The organism is Cutibacterium acnes (assembly GCF_003030305.1).
In the GTDB taxonomy this organism is placed as follows: domain Bacteria; phylum Actinomycetota; class Actinomycetes; order Propionibacteriales; family Propionibacteriaceae; genus Cutibacterium; species Cutibacterium acnes.
Genome location: NZ_CP023676.1, coordinates 1,419,952 through 1,436,418, shown reverse-complemented (window position 1 = coordinate 1,436,418; position 16,467 = coordinate 1,419,952). Strand labels below are relative to the sequence as shown.

At 59.5% G+C, this 16,467-nt stretch carries 10 protein-coding genes and 1 pseudogene; 9 read left to right on the top strand and 2 right to left on the bottom strand.

From position 1 onward, the window contains the following. Positions 1 to 77: 77 nt before the first annotated feature. The 5 genes from mtrB to secA all read left to right on the top strand — a co-directional run bounded on the left by mtrB (position 78) and on the right by secA (position 7,835). Positions 78 to 1,583: an MtrAB system histidine kinase MtrB gene (gene mtrB / locus CPA42_RS07170; protein WP_254932590.1), complete on the top strand. Its 1,506-nt coding sequence runs from the start codon at positions 78 to 80 to the stop codon at positions 1,581 to 1,583. After that, positions 1,580 to 3,355, top strand: coding sequence for an LpqB family beta-propeller domain-containing protein (locus tag CPA42_RS07165; protein WP_002516409.1), 1,776 nt, complete (start codon positions 1,580 to 1,582; stop codon positions 3,353 to 3,355). Before mtrB ends, CPA42_RS07165 begins: the two co-directional genes overlap by 4 nt. Positions 3,356 to 3,549: 194 nt before the next feature. Next, complete coding sequence (locus CPA42_RS07160; RefSeq protein ID WP_002519427.1) at positions 3,550 to 4,044, top strand: ComF family protein; 495 nt, start codon at positions 3,550 to 3,552, stop codon at positions 4,042 to 4,044. A 218-nt stretch (positions 4,045 to 4,262) separates the two neighbouring features. Beyond that, a complete protein-coding gene (hpf, locus tag CPA42_RS07155; RefSeq protein WP_002516401.1) occupies positions 4,263 to 4,874 on the top strand; it encodes a ribosome hibernation-promoting factor, HPF/YfiA family in 612 nt (203 codons plus the stop codon). Between the two features lie 255 nt (positions 4,875 to 5,129). Next, positions 5,130 to 7,835 (top strand): preprotein translocase subunit SecA, encoded by a 2,706-nt coding sequence (gene secA / locus CPA42_RS07150; protein WP_002516414.1) that lies wholly within the window; start codon positions 5,130 to 5,132, stop codon positions 7,833 to 7,835. Positions 7,836 to 7,896: 61 nt separating this feature from the next. On the opposite strand, the gene CPA42_RS07145 is transcribed toward secA, so the two are convergent. Continuing rightward, complete coding sequence (locus CPA42_RS07145; RefSeq protein ID WP_002534380.1) at positions 7,897 to 8,508, bottom strand: hypothetical protein; 612 nt, start codon at positions 8,506 to 8,508, stop codon at positions 7,897 to 7,899. Between the two features lie 72 nt (positions 8,509 to 8,580). Here CPA42_RS07145 and CPA42_RS07140 point away from each other — a divergent pair, with 72 nt between their 5' ends. Further along, on the top strand, positions 8,581 to 9,078 hold the full coding sequence (locus CPA42_RS07140) for a DUF6912 family protein (RefSeq protein WP_002516400.1): 498 nt from the start codon (positions 8,581 to 8,583) through the stop codon (positions 9,076 to 9,078). A gap of 32 nt (positions 9,079 to 9,110) precedes the next feature. On the opposite strand, the gene CPA42_RS07135 is transcribed toward CPA42_RS07140, so the two are convergent. After that, positions 9,111 to 9,584 carry a DUF2505 domain-containing protein gene (locus CPA42_RS07135; RefSeq protein WP_002516408.1) on the bottom strand — a complete coding sequence of 158 codons (474 nt, stop codon included), beginning with the start codon at positions 9,582 to 9,584 and terminating at the stop codon, positions 9,111 to 9,113. 91 nt (positions 9,585 to 9,675) lie between these two features. On the opposite strand from CPA42_RS07135, the pseudogene CPA42_RS07130 reads away from it, so the two are divergent. The 3 genes and pseudogenes from CPA42_RS07130 to trpS all read left to right on the top strand — a co-directional run bounded on the left by CPA42_RS07130 (position 9,676) and on the right by trpS (position 16,442). Beyond that, a pseudogene (locus CPA42_RS07130) lies at positions 9,676 to 14,347 on the top strand (NAD-glutamate dehydrogenase). Between the two features lie 2 nt (positions 14,348 to 14,349). Next, entirely contained in the window at positions 14,350 to 15,204 is an 855-nt protein-coding gene (locus CPA42_RS07125) for a PHP domain-containing protein (RefSeq protein ID WP_073842158.1), read from the top strand. 83 nt (positions 15,205 to 15,287) lie between these two features. After that, positions 15,288 to 16,442 carry a tryptophan--tRNA ligase gene (trpS, locus tag CPA42_RS07120; RefSeq protein WP_002519433.1) on the top strand — a complete coding sequence of 385 codons (1,155 nt, stop codon included), beginning with the start codon at positions 15,288 to 15,290 and terminating at the stop codon, positions 16,440 to 16,442. The last annotated feature ends 25 nt before the right edge of the window (positions 16,443 to 16,467 follow it).

The window sequence follows — 16,467 nt, the reverse complement described above, 5'->3', positions numbered from 1 at the left end:
GGCGCGCCGGTCGTGGTTGGCGGCCGGGTTGGTGCCCATCGTGGCTGACCGGACCTCGACGGCTGTGGTGGTCTTCCCTGCCGCTGCGCACGGTTACTGTCACTTTGTCGAGTAGCCTCGTCATTCTCATTGTTGGTGGCTTCTTCCTCGTTCGTCAGGCCACCGCGGGCATCGTTGAAGCTAAGCGCACCTCAGCCGTCGCCGAGACGACCGCGACCATCAATCGGATTCAGGGACAACTGCGCGACACCGATCTGCGTACGGCATCTTTCTATGAGCGGCTCAACCTTCTTGCCGACGACGCCGCGAGCCAGTCCGACCAATACCACGTCCTCATTCAGGGACCGGTTTCCGGCCTCATCTCCCAAGGCGTGTCCCCAGATTCGGTCCCGACGGACCTGACAGCGACGGTGGGGGAGTCCAACGGCATGTGGACTGCCCCCACGACGGTGCACTACACCGACCATGTCCGTCCAGATGTCCCCGGAATCGTCGTTGGGTCGACGCTGTGGTCGCCAGAGGCCAGCCAATCCATCCCGGTATATTTCATCTTTCCCGAGACTCAGGAGGTTGCTGCCGTCGAGCTATTGCGTCGCAGTGTCATTAGCGTCGGTGCTCTCATGGCCTTGGCTATTGCAGTTACGACCTATCTGGCGACTCGTCATATTTCCTTGCCGATTCGCCAAGCGTCCATTACTGCTTCAAAACTGGCCAAAGGCGCCCTTGACGAGCGGATGGTGGTGCGCGGGACCGACGATCTGGCGACCCTAGCATCGTCCATGAACGACATGGCTGCGCAGCTGGACCTACGCATCGGTGAGCTCGAGAAGTTGTCGAGTCTGCAACAGCAGTTCGTTTCTGACGTATCCCACGAGTTACGCACGCCGATGACGACGATGCGGATGGCCTCGGAAATGGTCGAGGCTAACCCGGACGATCCGGTGCAAGTGCGATCCGTGGAGCTCATGCGCGCCCAGATGGAGCGGCTAGAACTGCTTCTCGCCGACCTGTTGGAGATCTCGCGGTTTGACGCCGGTGCTGCCCAACTCAGCCTAGAAGACTGTGACATTGTTGACTTGGTGCGGTCCGAGATCAGCGACGTCACACCGTTGGCCGATCGTCTAGGAGTATCGATCGTGCTCGTTGCCGAGGCTGCTCAGACCGCAGAGGTAGATCCGCGTCGTATCAGCCGCATCGTCCGAAACCTGGTATCCAACGCCGTCGAGCACGCCGAGCGCAAGACCGTTGAGGTTACGGTGGTGGGCAATGACTGTGCGGTGGGAGTCGCTGTGCGTGATCACGGTGTCGGGTTTGAGGCATGGCAAGCTGAGAAGGTCTTCGGACGATTCTGGCGAGGCGACCCATCACGGGTGCGTACTGTGGGCGGCAGTGGCCTAGGGCTGGCGATCTCGCGTCAGGATGCGAACCTTCATCATGGCTGGCTGACAGCCTGGGGACGCCCGAACCAGGGGGCCTACTTCCGATTGGTGGTTCCCAGACAGCCCGGCGGAGTCATCGTCAAGTCCCCGCTCCCCGCATCTCCGACCGATGCCGACCGCTCTGACGACGAGGAAGAACGATGACCCTACGCCCTTCCCGGCGTGCTGTGCTGTCAGCTGCTGCTGTTTTGCTCACCGGATGCTCCGAAGTACCATCCCAGGGCCCAGTGAAGCGAGCTGATGGTCCCCGCGCCGCCGCGCGGGAAAGCATCGACGTCGCTCCCCATCCTCCTGCAGACGGCGCGTCCATCGACCTCGTGGTGGGCGGGTTCCTGCAGGCGATGGCGAGCGTGCGTGACGACTACCGGGTCGCGAGGTCTTACCTCACTAGCGACATTGCGGATCGATGGGATCCCCATGCGAAAGTCACCATCTATGACGCCACGAACCATAAGCCGGCCAGCACCGTCGCTACCGCAGCGCTTCAGGCCCCCGTGGTGGGGCAGATCGATTCCAGAGGCCACTATCATCCGACTAGTTCTCAAACTCTCAATCATGACTTCGGAATGGCGCAGGAATCGGGTCAGTGGCGTATCTCCCGGCCTCCAGAAGGGGTGCTCATTTCCCAGTACACCTTTCAACGGAGCTGGTCGACGATTCCCATCTACTTTTTGACAGAGGCGGCGGACCGCCTCGTGCCCGACATCATTCATCTTCCCAGCGCCGCCGCCGACCCAGATGCCGCTCTTCGGGCGATGACAGCCGGGGTTCCCGAGCCTCTCGACGCGGTGCTGCGAACGGCCTTGCCGGACGGGGTGACGGTCACGGGGACGACGTCGGTGGATGCCGTCGGTGTGGTCACCGTTCCGTTGAGTGCTTCGGCGGCCCAACTGTCGCCATCCCAGCGGCGTCTGTTAGCCAGCCAGGTGACATGGACCCTGAATGGTTTCGCAGCGATATCGCGCATCCGGTTTACTGCCGGTGGCTCTCTGCTTTCGCTTCCGGAGGCGGCCGAAGATCAAAGCGTGTCCGCAGATCTTTACGCCGAGTTCATCCCCTTTCCCGCTACCCACTCACCGACCGTGGTCGCCGTCATCAAGGGGCAGATGGGGCGTGTCGCGGCCTCAGGACACAACTTCCGGATCATGCCCGGAGCACTGGGGCGAGGGGCGACCACGAACAACAGTGTGGCGGAGGTCGCATCTACTCAGTTTACGATGCCAATGATCTCCCCGCGCAGCCCAGGTGCGATCTGGCATGCGGTCTCAGCAGATCGACGTTCATTGCTCACCTGGCAGGAAGGTAGCGAGGATATCCAGGTGCTGGCCACCGGCGTGAACTTACGGCGGCCTCAAGTGCTTCGCGACCACAGCATCATGACCTTTTCGGACACGGATCCGACGCTGATCGTCGTCGGATCAGATGGCGCCCGAATGTCGACCGTCGTCGATCTCGGTGGGTGCAGGGTGACGTCGTTCAGCGTGGCCCCTGATGCGGTCCGGGTCGCCCTCGTCCTTGAACGGGGGAAGACACGTGCGCTGGGGATTGGGCTGCTGTCCCGCCAGGAAGGCGCGGTCCACCTCAGTCACATAACCGACATCCCGCTGTCCTCCTCAGACGTGAATCTGTCGATCATTACCGACGTTGCATGGCTATCTCAGACTCGGTTGTGCGTGCTGGGTCGTGCCATCGATGCTGGTGTCACGACCCCTTACGAGATCGTCGTCGACGGATCTGGCGCGACGTCAATGGGTCAGCTCACCGCCACTAGCATGGCGGCCGTCGTCGCGTTGCCGACGGAAATGGGCACCGAGGCGGTCGTGCTGTGCGAGGACGGGACGTTGCTGCTCCACGAGGAGAGTTTCCGCTGGCGTCAGATCCTTCAAGGTGTTAACGCCGTTGCGGTCACTACTTGACCCTTCCGCCGAAGCAGGCAGAGCCACGAAACTAATGGATCGTGAACACACTCGAATCGCTGGCGGATCTGTTTCTGGGGGCATGTTGTCCCGGTTGTACAGCGCCTGGAATCGGAATCTGTCAGGCGTGCCTGGAAGCCGTGAATCCGGCGCCACGGGTCATCCTTGACGGACCGCCCCCGATCATCGCCTGCATGGGCTACCACGGTCCGATTCCGGGGATCGTCACCGCCCACAAGGACCGCGGTGCTACGTGGCTCACTGATCAACTCGGCCAATGGCTGGCCTGTGGACTAGCACCGGCCGTGGCGGCCGCTCCTGGGCACGTTGACGTTGTCCCAGTGCCGTCATCGAGGCGGGCAGTCAGGAAACGAGGAGCTGACCACGCTGCCGACATGACTCGTTCGGCCTTGGAATGGCTTAAGGTACCTGGCGCAACCGTGAACCAGCTGTTGCATCGAACCCGTCAGGTGGCCGATCAGCTCGAGGTCGGCGATGAGCAGCGTGGTGTCAATCAACGAGGGTCTATGAGGGCCGATTCTGGGAGCGGAGACGTCATTATTGTTGATGATGTACGCACGTCCGGAGCGACGGTGGAGGAGGCCTGCCGCGCCTTGACCCGGTCGGGACGACAGGTGCTGGCCATCGTCGTCCTGGCTGACGCCGCGACCGCGACGCGATGGCCGTGATCACAATGAGATCCTCGGTATGATCACGAGGCTGGTCGCATCGTCACTGAGCGCGTTGAAGCTTGCCAAACATCTGTTGGGAGCGCCCCGTTTGGGCTAGCGTAGATGCATGGCACGACCGAACGGCACCCGGATCTCTCATCAGAGGGTGGAACACGGTCGTGCCTTTTGTGTCAGCGTCGGAAAGACCGATGCAAACCCCAGCACAGGAGGTTGTCATGGAGGTCATCGTTTCGGGACGGCATTGCCACGTCAGTGACGACGTGCGCGCCCAAGTCGAGGACAGGCTCTCCGGGGTCGAAAAGTTGAAGGACCGGGTCCAGCGCGCCGAGGTGGTTTTCACCGCCCAAGGCACTAAGGGACCCAAAGACCAGGCCATGACGTGTGAGATCACGCTGCGCGCTAAGGGGCCGGTAGTGCGAGCCGTCGGACAGGCGGAGGACAAGATGGTTGCCTTTGACATGGCCGCCGATCGGCTTCGCACCCAGTTAGTCAAGGCTGCGGATCGTCGTCGCAGCCGCCGCGGGCTGCGTGTTTCCCAGGTCCTAGACGTTTTACCTGAGGAGAGCACTGACGATGCACCCGATATCCTCACCACAAGGACGATCGCAGGTGACGTGGAAGTCACTGGGGATAGCCCTATCTACGTTAAGGAGAAGATTTTCCAGGCTGTTCCTCTAACCCTGGCCCAGGCTCTCGACGAGATGGAACTAGTCGGTCACGATTTCTTCCTCTACCTTGATCAGGATTCCAAGCGGCCTAGCGTCGTCTACCGGCGTAAGAAGGGATACAACTACGGCGTCATCCATCTCGACCTTGACCACGAGTAACACTTACTGAGGTTTTGAGGTCGCGGCGATGCGGGTCTTCCCGCATCGCCGCTTGTCATGGGGGTAATCGACTTTCCGCAGCTTCCGGTGCCGGCATGGCAGAGATGCCGGCACCGCGTGTTCATGGGGTAGATCGAGCTGCGCGTTCTTGGTTCGGCCGAGGACCCCCTAGGATGGGGGCGGTGGCTTCCCTATGCCACTCGTCGGGCATATGCTCGGACGGTTACGACGTCTACTCCTTGAAGGACCCGCCCCGTGAACCTCATGGATCGCGTGCTGCACGCCGGTGAAGGCAAGATCATCCGCCGACTCAACCGCATTGTCGGCCAGGTCAACAGCATTGAGGAGGACTACGTCGCCATGGACGACGACGAGTTGGCCGGTCAGACCGCCGACTTCCGTCAACGTCTTGACAATGGCGAGAGTCTGGATCGTCTCCTCCCAGAAGCCTTCGCGACGGTACGTGAAGCCTCAAAGCGCGTGCTGGGTAAGCGACACTTCGATGTTCAGATCATGGGTGGTGCAGCCCTCCACCAATGCAACATTGCCGAGATGAAGACCGGTGAAGGCAAGACGCTGGTCGGTTTGCTTCCTGCCTACCTCGAGGGCCTGCTCGGCGAGGGTGTACATATCGTCACCGTCAATGACTACTTGGCTCGGGTGCAGTCAGAGCAGATGGGCCGTGTGCATCGGTTCCTAGGTTTGTCGATCTCGGCGATCCTGTCGGACATGCCGCCGATGGCCCGCAAGGAGGCCTATAAGGCCGATGTCACCTATGGCACGAACAACGAGTTTGGCTTCGACTACCTGCGTGACAATATGGCCAGTTCGCTCAGCGAGTGCGTGCAGCGCGGTCACCATTACGCGATTGTTGACGAGGTTGACTCCATTCTCGTTGACGAAGCTCGTACCCCGCTGATCATCTCTGGACCTGCCGAGGAGAACAAGCAGTGGTACCCGGAATTCGCCAAGATCGTCTCGCGGCTCGAACGCGACGTCGACTACGAGGTAGACGAGAAGAAACGCACCGTCTCTGTACTTGGGCACGGAATCACCGTCGTTGAGGAGAGGCTCGGTATCGAGAACCTTTATGAGTCAGCGAACACTCCGCTTATCGGGTACCTCAACAACGCCATCAAGGCCAAGGAGCTTTTTCACCGCGATAAGGACTACGTCGTCGTCGGTGGTGAAGTCCTCATCGTTGACGAGCACACCGGCCGGACCCTTGCTGGCCGTCGTTACAACGAAGGCCTCCACCAAGCCCTTGAGGCCAAAGAACACGTCGAGATCAAGGACGAGTATCAGACTCTCGCCACGATCACCCTGCAGAACTACTTCCGCATGTACGACAAGCTCGCCGGCATGACGGGTACCGCTAAGACCGAGGAAAGCGAGTTCCAGAAAATTTACGGTCTGGGAGTCATCCCGATCCCGACGAACCGTCCGATGATCCGCAAAGATCAGAAGGACCTCATTTACCGCACCGAGGATGCCAAGTTCGACGCCATCATCGCCGATGTTGTTGAGCGTCACGAGGCGGGCCAGCCGATCCTTATCGGCACTGCGTCGGTGGCCAAGTCGGAGCTGCTTTCCGAGAAGCTCAAGCGTGCCGGTGTTCCGCACAAGGTGCTGAACGCCAAGCACCATGAGTCTGAAGCCGCGATTGTCGCCTTAGCTGGCCGTAAGGGGGCCGTGACGGTGTCGACGAATATGGCTGGCCGTGGTACCGACATTATCCTCGGCGGCAACCCCGAGTTCCTCACTGAGCTTGACCTACGGGAAAAGGGCTTGGACCCCCTCGAGGACCAGGACGCGTACCAGACTGCGTGGAACAACACCCTGGCCAAGTATGAGGAGCAGTCCCAGGCTGAACACAATGAGGTCGAGGGGCTTGGCGGCCTTTATGTCATTGGCTCGGAACGTCACGAGTCTCGCCGTATCGACAATCAGTTGCGAGGACGTTCCGGTCGACAGGGCGACCCCGGTGAGTCGCGGTTCTATCTGTCGCTGCAGGACGAGCTCATGCGGCTATTCAAGCCCGAGGTCATTGACCGTGCCATGGTGACCCTCAAAATGCCCGAGGACATGCCCATCGAATCGAAGTGGGTGTCGCGACAGATTGAGAGTGCCCAGAAGCAGGTCGAAGCGCAGAACTTCGAGATGCGAAAGAACGTCCTTAAGTACGACGATGTCATGAACCGTCAGCGTCACGTCATCTATGGCGACCGTCGCAAAGTCTTGGAGGGGGCTGACGTTGAGGCTGAGTTGCGTGCGACTACCGACCGCGTTGTTGAGGCGGGCGTCCGCAAGTACGCCGAGGGTTACTCGGAGGACTGGGACCTTGACGCAATGTGGAACGAGATTGGGACTGTATATCCGGTTGGTTTGGACCTTGACGAGTATGCCGATTGCCAGGACGTTGAGGAACTTATTGAGGACTTTAAGGCCGACGCCCAGGAGGCCTACGATCGCCGCGAGTCCGAACTCGGCGAGGCAACTATGCGGCAGCTTGAGCGTGAAGTCCTGCTGACGGTATTGGATCGCAAATGGCGCGAGCACCTCTACGAGATGGACTACTTACGCGAAGGCATCGGTCTGCGAGCTATGGCGCAGCGTGATCCGTTGGTCGAGTACCAGCGCGAAGGTGGCGACATGTTCAACTCGATGATGGATTCTTTCAAGGAGGAGGTCGTCGGGTTCCTGTTCAACCTCGAGATTGAAACCGGCCCGCAGGTCGGCCTGGTCACCGACGATGGGGGCAACCCGGTCACGGCTGACTCAGTGCTCCCCAAAGGGAATCGTCCACGACGGGCCTTGACCTATTCGGCGCCGGATGAGCAAGGCGAGGCAGAGACAACCTCAGAAGGCGGACAGAAGCCCCGCGGCGAGGGGAACCGCGCCGCCAGAAGATCCGCGGCGTCGAAGAAGCCAAAGAATCGCCGCAATAAGAAGCGTCGGTGAGTGGTCGACGGCGCCAGTTCTACGTGGCTGGCGCCGTCGTTATTATCCCAGCCCGACGGTCTCACAGGTGATTTTCTTCAACGTCAATAACGTGGCCACTTTGGGGTTGAGGACCAGTTCGACGGCGTCGAGACGCCAGGCACGTCTCAAGTATCAGGCTGGTGGCCAGTGGTAACCGTCTGCCCCTGAGGTCAAGCAGACCCACACCGTCGACCCGGTTGTCGTCGTAACTTACGCGTGGCTCACCAACGAGGAGCATACGGCTCCAGCCCGGGCCGCGAGGCCAACGTCTCATCGTCCCAACTGCACGAGTGCTACTGGCCTTGACGAGCTGGCTCATAGGTCGTCGTCCAGCCATCGTCTCCACGATGATGATGTGGGCTGCGCGGGTGAGCCTTACCGCCTCGTAACGAGCTTGTGAGTCATCTCCGTTGCGGCTCAGTGTCGGTGCCGATGAGACGATACATAGTTCGTCAGGCCACCAATCCCGATCAAGTTCCAAGAAGATCCCGGAATGGTCTACCAGTGCCGAGTTGAGGGGTATAGGCGAGGATGTCGTCGTCATGTACCCAAGGACAACGCATGAGATACCGTAAGCGGAAGGGTTGTTCGGGAAATCTGTGGACAACTCTGGTGAGCGAATCGTTCCATCATCTGGGATGTCGCGAACCAATATATGGTTCTTGCTCGCACTTGAGTAGCGTGGATCATGGATCTGAGGCCACGCCGACCAAGGAGGGTTCAATTGTCGACATCCACCATCGTCTTCATCCCGACCAGTGCGGAGCGGGCTCATCAACTCGTTGCTGCACCGGGGAAACAGGTAACGGCTTTCACGGTTACTGAGGAGTTGCAATCCATCCTTGATGTCACCGATCCGGAGGAAACCGAGCATGCCGCCATGGTTATCGGTTCTGTGTGGGGATTGACCCACACTGGTCGACGCTTGGTACTCGTAGCTCACGTCCCGCCTGAGCAGATCACCGACCATGAGGAGGTCGACAACGGCGGAGTGACTCTGACACATCTCGAGCCTTCTCAGATCACCGCGTGGTTCGCTGATGATGACGACGCTCACTCACGGGAGGCGGCGGAGGCAGTCAAGGGCATGACTATTGATGACGCGTGGAACGACGTCACTATCCAAACCCTTATCGGTGAGCACGAGTTGTCATGGCATGACGTCACCGAGGAGCTTCCTGCGGTCAGCACCGACCCGGAGGGTTTCCGCGGTCTTGAGTGATGCTGACCGCCTCGCGTGGTCCGGTGTGGTGTTCAGTGAGAGGCCAACCAGTCGTTGCCAGCATCCTGTTGCATGTTAAATGCCTGAGTGATGTGAGGAGCTGCGGCTTTTTCGAGTTTCTTACCAACTAAAGGCACCGACACTGTGAAGGTTCCGGTATAGATAACCTCAGTTCCGGTGGCGTCGGGGCGCACTGATGCGTGTCCATCCGCTTTCGCAGGCATGCCTTGAGGGACGATCTGGAGGGTACCCTCGCGTGATCCGTTGGGGCCGGCCGGTTGCCACGACAGCGTCTGCTTGGCGGTCAGAGTCGAACCGACGAACGTGGTGATCTGGCTGGGGGCTGGCATAGCTACGTCCAAACTCAGTGAATCCCCTGTAACGACGGCGTTGCTGGTCGTGCCACCGCCACGACGGTGGACGTCTTGCCACCATGCCGGATCAGTCATCATAGCGACGACTTGGTCGGGGGTTGCGTCGAAATGGGCCCGTGAATTGATGTCCATGCCACCATGATGCCGGACGGTTACGGCACATCTCACACTATGCCTGTGCGTGGTGGTTCACGCCAAGGCATTGACCCTTGTAGAGTTCTCGATGAGGACCACGTGGAGGTGGCCCCGTGACCATGACGAAGGTGACCTGATCGTGTCAGAGATGGATGAAGTCATCCCGGCTCTCGTGGCAGCTGTGCAAGAGCAGCATGCCACCGGAGATCATTACCGTGACGATGCGATTCGTCAAGCGATGGAACACCAGGCGCAGCTTGCGCTGCGACCTGGGCCGGTTCGCGTTGACGTCATCGTCGATCCGCCGTGGTCAGACGGGCAGATAAATTCTGTTCAGGTCGTGACGGGTGACCGTCCTTTCCTTGTCGACACTGTGGCGTCCTGCTTGCTGAGGCACGGGTGGAGGGTCGAGGACGTCCGGCATCCGATCATCGGTGTGAAACGCGACCGCGGCACGATTGAGGCGGTCGGAATGCCCGGTCGGGGAGGTTGTGCCTCGGAGTCGTGGATCCACATTGATGCGACGGCCCCGCTTGGTACCGATATCGGACAGGCAGCCGAGCAACTTCGTGACGATTTGTGTGCGTGCCTTGATCAGGTTGTTTGTGCCACCGATGACTGGGGGGCAATGCATGAAGCAATGCTGCGCACTGCTGAGCTCGTCAGCGCTTCCTCCAGGACCAGCCGATGATCGCGATTCGAGTCGTGAGTTACTTGAGTGGCTGGCTGATGATCACTTCATGTACCTTTCCTACCAGGAATTCACGGTTGATGGCGAGACGATGACTCCGGTCGCAGGTACTCATCTTGGCATCGCTGAGGAGGGGCAGCGATTTGACGCCGTTCCGCATAATGACGATAAGGCGACCGTTATCGTCACCAAGGATTCGGTGCGCTCGGCAGTACAACGCAATGGTTACCGCGATTACATCGGGGTAAGGATTCGTGACGAGCACGGCGCCGTCGTTGCTGAGCACCGGTTCCTTGGCCTGCTGGGGTCCGCGGCGTACACGGAGTCTGTGGCCCATATTCCGGTCTTGAGGGCTAAGGCGTCTCGTATCCTCGCGCTGTCTGGCTACCGCGCTAACTCTCATAGCGGAAAGGCGGTTGTTCGCACGATTGCTGAGTTCCCGCGTGATGACTTCTTTGAGGCGTCTGCCGAGGAACTCGTGCCGCTTATTATGGCCGTTGTCGATCTGCGTGAGAAGCAGCGCTTGCGTGCCCTGGTGCGTCGGGGCCCATGGGGTCGTTTTTTCCACCTTCTTGTCTTTGTTCCGGCAGATCGTTTCGACGCCAGCACTGTCGGCGTCGTTGAGGGAATTGTGGCTAAACGCACTGGCGCGGTGGAAGTTGACTCGACCACCATGATGGGGGAGTCCTCGCTGGTACGGATCACAGTGACAGCCAAGGTTGCTGATGGACAGGTGCTACCACCGATCGACGACGAGAAATTGCAGGCTGAACTTGCAGATGCCACCTCGAACTGGGATGACGAGTTCATCACCTTGGCCAGTGGCATTCCTAGCAACCGACGAGGAGTCGATTTCGGCCCCGAGTACAAGCAAGAGTTCACCGCCAAGCAGGGCATTTTGGATCTGGAGCTCCTCAACGGCCTGGCTGAGGATGATCTGGGACTAGTGATGTATCGCCCCGATGACCCAGCTGATCCGTCTGATTTGCGACTAAAGATCTTCAACCAACGGGCTCCGATGACACTTTCTCAGGTGATGCCACACCTGTCGAGCCTGGGTGTTCAGATTATTGATGAACATCCCCATCGCATCATATTGCGCGGGCGAGAAGTGTGGCTGTTCGACCTTGGTCTGCAAACTCCTGGTGAGCTATGGAAGGTCGCTGGACGACGTCGTTTCACCGAGGCGTTTGCAGCGTCGTGGAAGGGGGAGTGCGAGTCTGACACCTTCTCCGGATTGGTGACTGAAGCTGGACTGTCGTGGTCCCAAGTAGCGATGCTGCGCTGTATCGCTCGGTACCTACGACAGCTCGGTAGCCCTTTCTCACAGACGTACATGGCGCGGGCTTTGCGGGCTAATCCGAACCTGGCAAGGGACCTAGTGGGGATCGTTGAGGCGAAGTTCGATCCCACTGCTTTTGATGATGGAGTTGACGCCGGTCCGCAGCGTTTGGCTAAGGTCGAGGAACTGTCCGAGTCCTTCCTCACTGACCTTGAGGAAGTGGCTTCGCTTGACCACGACCGCATTTTACGCATGATGCATGCCGTCATCAGAGCTATGATCCGTACGAACTGGTGGCAGAGCGGTCGACGGGCGTTGGCCTTCAAGGTCCGTCCTACCGATCTCGGCTTTGCCCCGGCCCCGCGGCCCAAGTTTGAGATTTTCGTCAACTCGCCACGAGTGTCCGGAACCCACCTGAGGTTTGGCGCCGTCGCGCGAGGTGGCCTGCGGTGGTCCGATCGCCCCGAGGATTTTCGCACCGAAGTACTCGGCTTGGTCAAGGCGCAGATGGTCAAGAATTCGGTTATCGTCCCGGCCGGTGCCAAGGGCGGATTTGTGCCTGCTCATCTACCTGATTCAACGACCAATCGCGCGGAATGGGCTGCGGAAGGCAAGGAATGCTACCGCATTTTCGTGTCTTCGTTGCTGTCGCTGACAGATAACGTTGTTGAGGGCAAGGTCGTCGCACCTGAGGACGTGGTTCGTCACGACGGTGATGACCCGTACCTTGTTGTTGCGGCCGACAAAGGCACAGCCACCTTCTCTGATACCGCAAATGCCATCGCTGCCGAACACCACTTCTGGCTTGGTGACGCCTTCGCCTCTGGCGGTTCGCATGGCTACGACCACAAGGCGATGGGTATCACGGCCCGTGGCGCGTGGGAATCAGTCACTAGGCACCTGGCAGATCTAGGGATTGACCAGGCTACCGAGGATTTCACGTGCGTTGGCATCGGCGATATGTCGGGCGATGTCTTCGGTAATGGCATGCTGTTGAGCAGGCACATCAAATTGGTTGCTGCTTTCAACCACCGCCATGTTTTCGTCGATCCGAACCCAGATCCTGAGGCGTCGTGGCAAGAGCGTCGCCGTCTCTTTAACCTTCCTCGCTCAAGTTGGGGCGACTACGACTCTTCCCTTATCTCTGAGGGTGGTGGCGTCTGGGATCGCACCTTGAAGTCGATCCCAGTGAGCCCGCATATGCACGAGGCTTTAGGAATTGACGCTTCGGTGAACCGGATGACGCCCGATGACCTCATCTCCGCGATCCTGCGAGCCCCCGTCGATCTGTTGTGGAATGGCGGCATTGGCACCTATGTGCGCGCTACCAGTGAAACTGATGCTCAGGTAGGCGATCGTGCTAACGATCCGGTGCGTGTCACCGCCAAGGACGTTCGTGCGAAGGCTGCCGGTGAAGGTGGAAACCTAGGTTGGACTCAGGCTGGCCGTATCGAGTATGCCCGCAATGGTGGCCGCATTAACACCGACTTCATCGACAACTCGGCAGGAGTAGATACCTCGGACCACGAAGTCAACATCAAGATCCTCCTGGACGCTGAGGTTGCGGCAGGCCGAATCAGCGAACAAGAACGCGATGAATTGCTGCCGGCCATGGCGGATGATGTTGCTTCCCTAGTGTTGCGCCACAACCATTCACAAAACTTGGCCTTAGCTAACGCATTGAGCTCAGATGGCCCGACTGCGGGAGTGTTAGAAGCGTGGATGTGCGAGTTGGAAGAGTCGGGTCATCTTGATCGCGCTGTCGATACCATGCCGTCGACCACTGAAATGAACCGGAGAATGGCCGCAGGGGAGAGACTCGCTAGTCCGGAGCTGTGCACTCTGCTGGCTTGGACGAAGATCGCCCTGTGTGATGCCGTGCTGGCGACAGACTTGCCGGAGGATCCTTTCGTTGCGGACCGCTTGGTGGGCTACTTCCCGCCACTTTTGAGGGAGAGGTTCACTGAGCGGATGCCGACACATCGGCTGCACCGTGAGATCATCACGACCGAGGCCGTGAACCGTTTCGTAGATTCGCAGGGTATTACGGCCTACTACCGGTTGCACCTACAGACGGGGGCAGACATTGCCCAGGTCATCCGATGCCAGCTAGCAGCACGCTCGGTGTTCGGACTAGGGCGAGTCGAAACGGATCTCACCCACCTCGGGTTGGATGCTGTCCGTACCGCCAAGATTCGACTCGCATTGACAGATCTTGCCATGCATGCCACCCGGTGGTTCCTCAACCATGGTGGCGCCGACGACATCGCTGGCACTATCGAGACCTACCGGCCTGGTGTAGCTACGCTTGTTGAGAAGTTGTCTGAGCGGCTGCTTGGCGACAGTGCGGATGCCTGGCAGGAGAAGGTCGACGAGGTCACCGAGCTTGGGCTTGATCGTTCTGACGCCGCAGTTGTTGCCGCTTATGACTGGAGCCCAGTACTCCTCAGCATCGTAGAGATTTCGGAAGAGGGCCACCCTCTTGACGAGGTTGCGGATGCTTATCTGACGCTGGCCCGCCGCGTCGACATGATTCGCCTCACCAGGCTCGTCGAGCAGCTTCCGCAGGATCGTCCGACGGATGCCAGAGTGCGGGCGAGTTTGCGAGAAGATTTGTTGCGAGTGATGTCGGACGCGACCCGACGCGCCGTTGTGATTGGAACAGACAATGTTCTGGCAGACGGTGGTCGTATTGTGAAGTCGATAGCGGCAAATCCGGATCTAGCGCACTGCGTCGTGATGGTCAGTGATCTACGGTCCGCCGTGGGCCAGGAGGTCACATTGTGAGAATTGATCTTCACACCCACTCCACGATCTCAGACGGGACAGACTCACCGACCCGCCTCATGATGAAAGCTGCCGGGAGTGGTTTAGACGTTGTCGCCCTGACCGATCACGACACCTTTGATGGGCTGGAGGAGGCCCAGGCTGCCGGACAGCGTTTTGGTGTCCGGCTGCTGCCCGGCTTCGAGATGACATGTCATATCGGCGGCCGAGACGTGCATCTGCTCGGTTACGGGGCCCGTCCCGACGATCCGGTATTAGGTAGGGAACTGCAGGCCACCCGAGCATCGCGAGCAGGACGTCTAGACGCTATCTGTCAACGGCTGTCTGACGCCGGGATGACGGTAACAATTGACGATGTGCACCGGACCTCCGGGTCTGCTTCCAGCCTGGGTCGCCCTCATGTCGCGGATGCAATGGTGGCTAAGGGATATGTCGAGGACCGTGATGAAGCCTTCCGCGACTGGTTGTCAGACGGAAAACCGGCCTATGTGCCAAGGCGCAGCGTGGCACTAGAGGAAGGCATTGACCTCATCCACAATGCCGGTGGTGTTGCTGTGCTCGCCCATCCGTGGGGAAGAGGAGCGCAGCAGGATCTCACCCCGCAGGTGATCGCGTCCCTGTCGGCGTACCACCAGCTGGACGGGATTGAAGTCGAGCATCAAGATCATGACCAGGTCGCTCGTCGGATGCTTTTCGACTTAGGCGGAAGGCTCGGATTGGTCCGGACTGGCGCAAGTGATTATCACGGGTCCGGCAAAAAGGATCACCAGTTGGGGTGCAATGTGACCCGTGAGACTGCGTATCGAGAGCTGGTGACGAGGATTCAGCTGCGCGGTGGAGTCCTTCGCGTCCGGTGAGACTGCTACAGTGACCACTATGACGAGTGCACCTGCGATTGCCACCTCGTGGTGGCGTCGCTGCGTGCGGCACTGACATTGTGATGGCCGCCTTGCCTGGCGGCGTCTCCTCGTCGCCGGGAGCGAGCGGCGAGGAAGGATTAACGATGACTAGCGACGTCCCCGGGATTGGCTCGAACGCGGCCACTTTGGCGCGTTCCCAGGCTCGCAGTGACAAGGTCGAGGCTGATTTGGCGGTCCATCCCGACAAGTGGCGCATTCTTACCGGGGACCGTCCTACTGGCAGCCTGCATATCGGTCACTACTTCGGGTCGCTGGCGAATCGGGTACGCCTGCAGAGCAAGGGCATTGAGTCTTTCCTTGTCGTCGCTGACTACCAGGTTATCTATGACCGCGACGGGGTCGGTGACCTGCAGGCCAATGTTATGTCGAATGTCGCCGATTACCTGGCAATCGGCATTGACCCAGCGCTTACCACGATTTTCACCCACTCAGCGCTGCCAGCTCTCAACCAGCTGCTGTTGCCCTTTTTGTCCTTGGTGACTGACGCTGAGCTGCGTCGCAATCCGACTGTCAAGGACGAGTTGGCTACGTCAGAGCGTCCGATGTCCGGTCTCATGCTCACCTTCCCTGTACATCAGGCCGCTGACATCCTCTTCTGTAAGGCGAACCTTGTTCCCGTCGGGCGTGATCAGCTTCCCCACATCGAGCAGACCCGTGTCATCGCGCGTCGTTTCGACGAGCGGTACGGGCGCGCCGAGGCCTCCAAGCCCGTCTTTCCCGAGCCTGAAGCATTGTTGTCGGCGACCCCGCACGTTCTCGGCTTGGACGGCACCAAGATGAGCAAGTCGAAGGGTAATGCCATCGAGCTCGGTATGACCGCAGATCAGACCGCAAAGCTTATCAAGAAGGCCAAGACCGACGCTGATCGTCACATCACGTGGGATCCGGAGAACCGCCCGGAGGTCTCCAACCTGCTGCTGCTCACCGCCCTGTGCGAACACGATGATCCGGCTACCATCGCTGAGGAAATTGGTGATGGTGGCTCTGGCACTCTCAAGAAACGTCTCACCGCTTCCCTCAACGACTATTTCGCCCCCATTCGAGAGCGTCGTGCCGAACTGGCAGCTGATGAGGGTCACCTTCGTGAGGTTCTTCGTGATGGTAATGCGAAGGCCGCTGCGGTAGCTGACCAGACGTTGGCGGAGGTGCGCGAAGCTATGAAAATGGTGTACTAAGGGAGTTGTTTCGTAGTCTTATCGC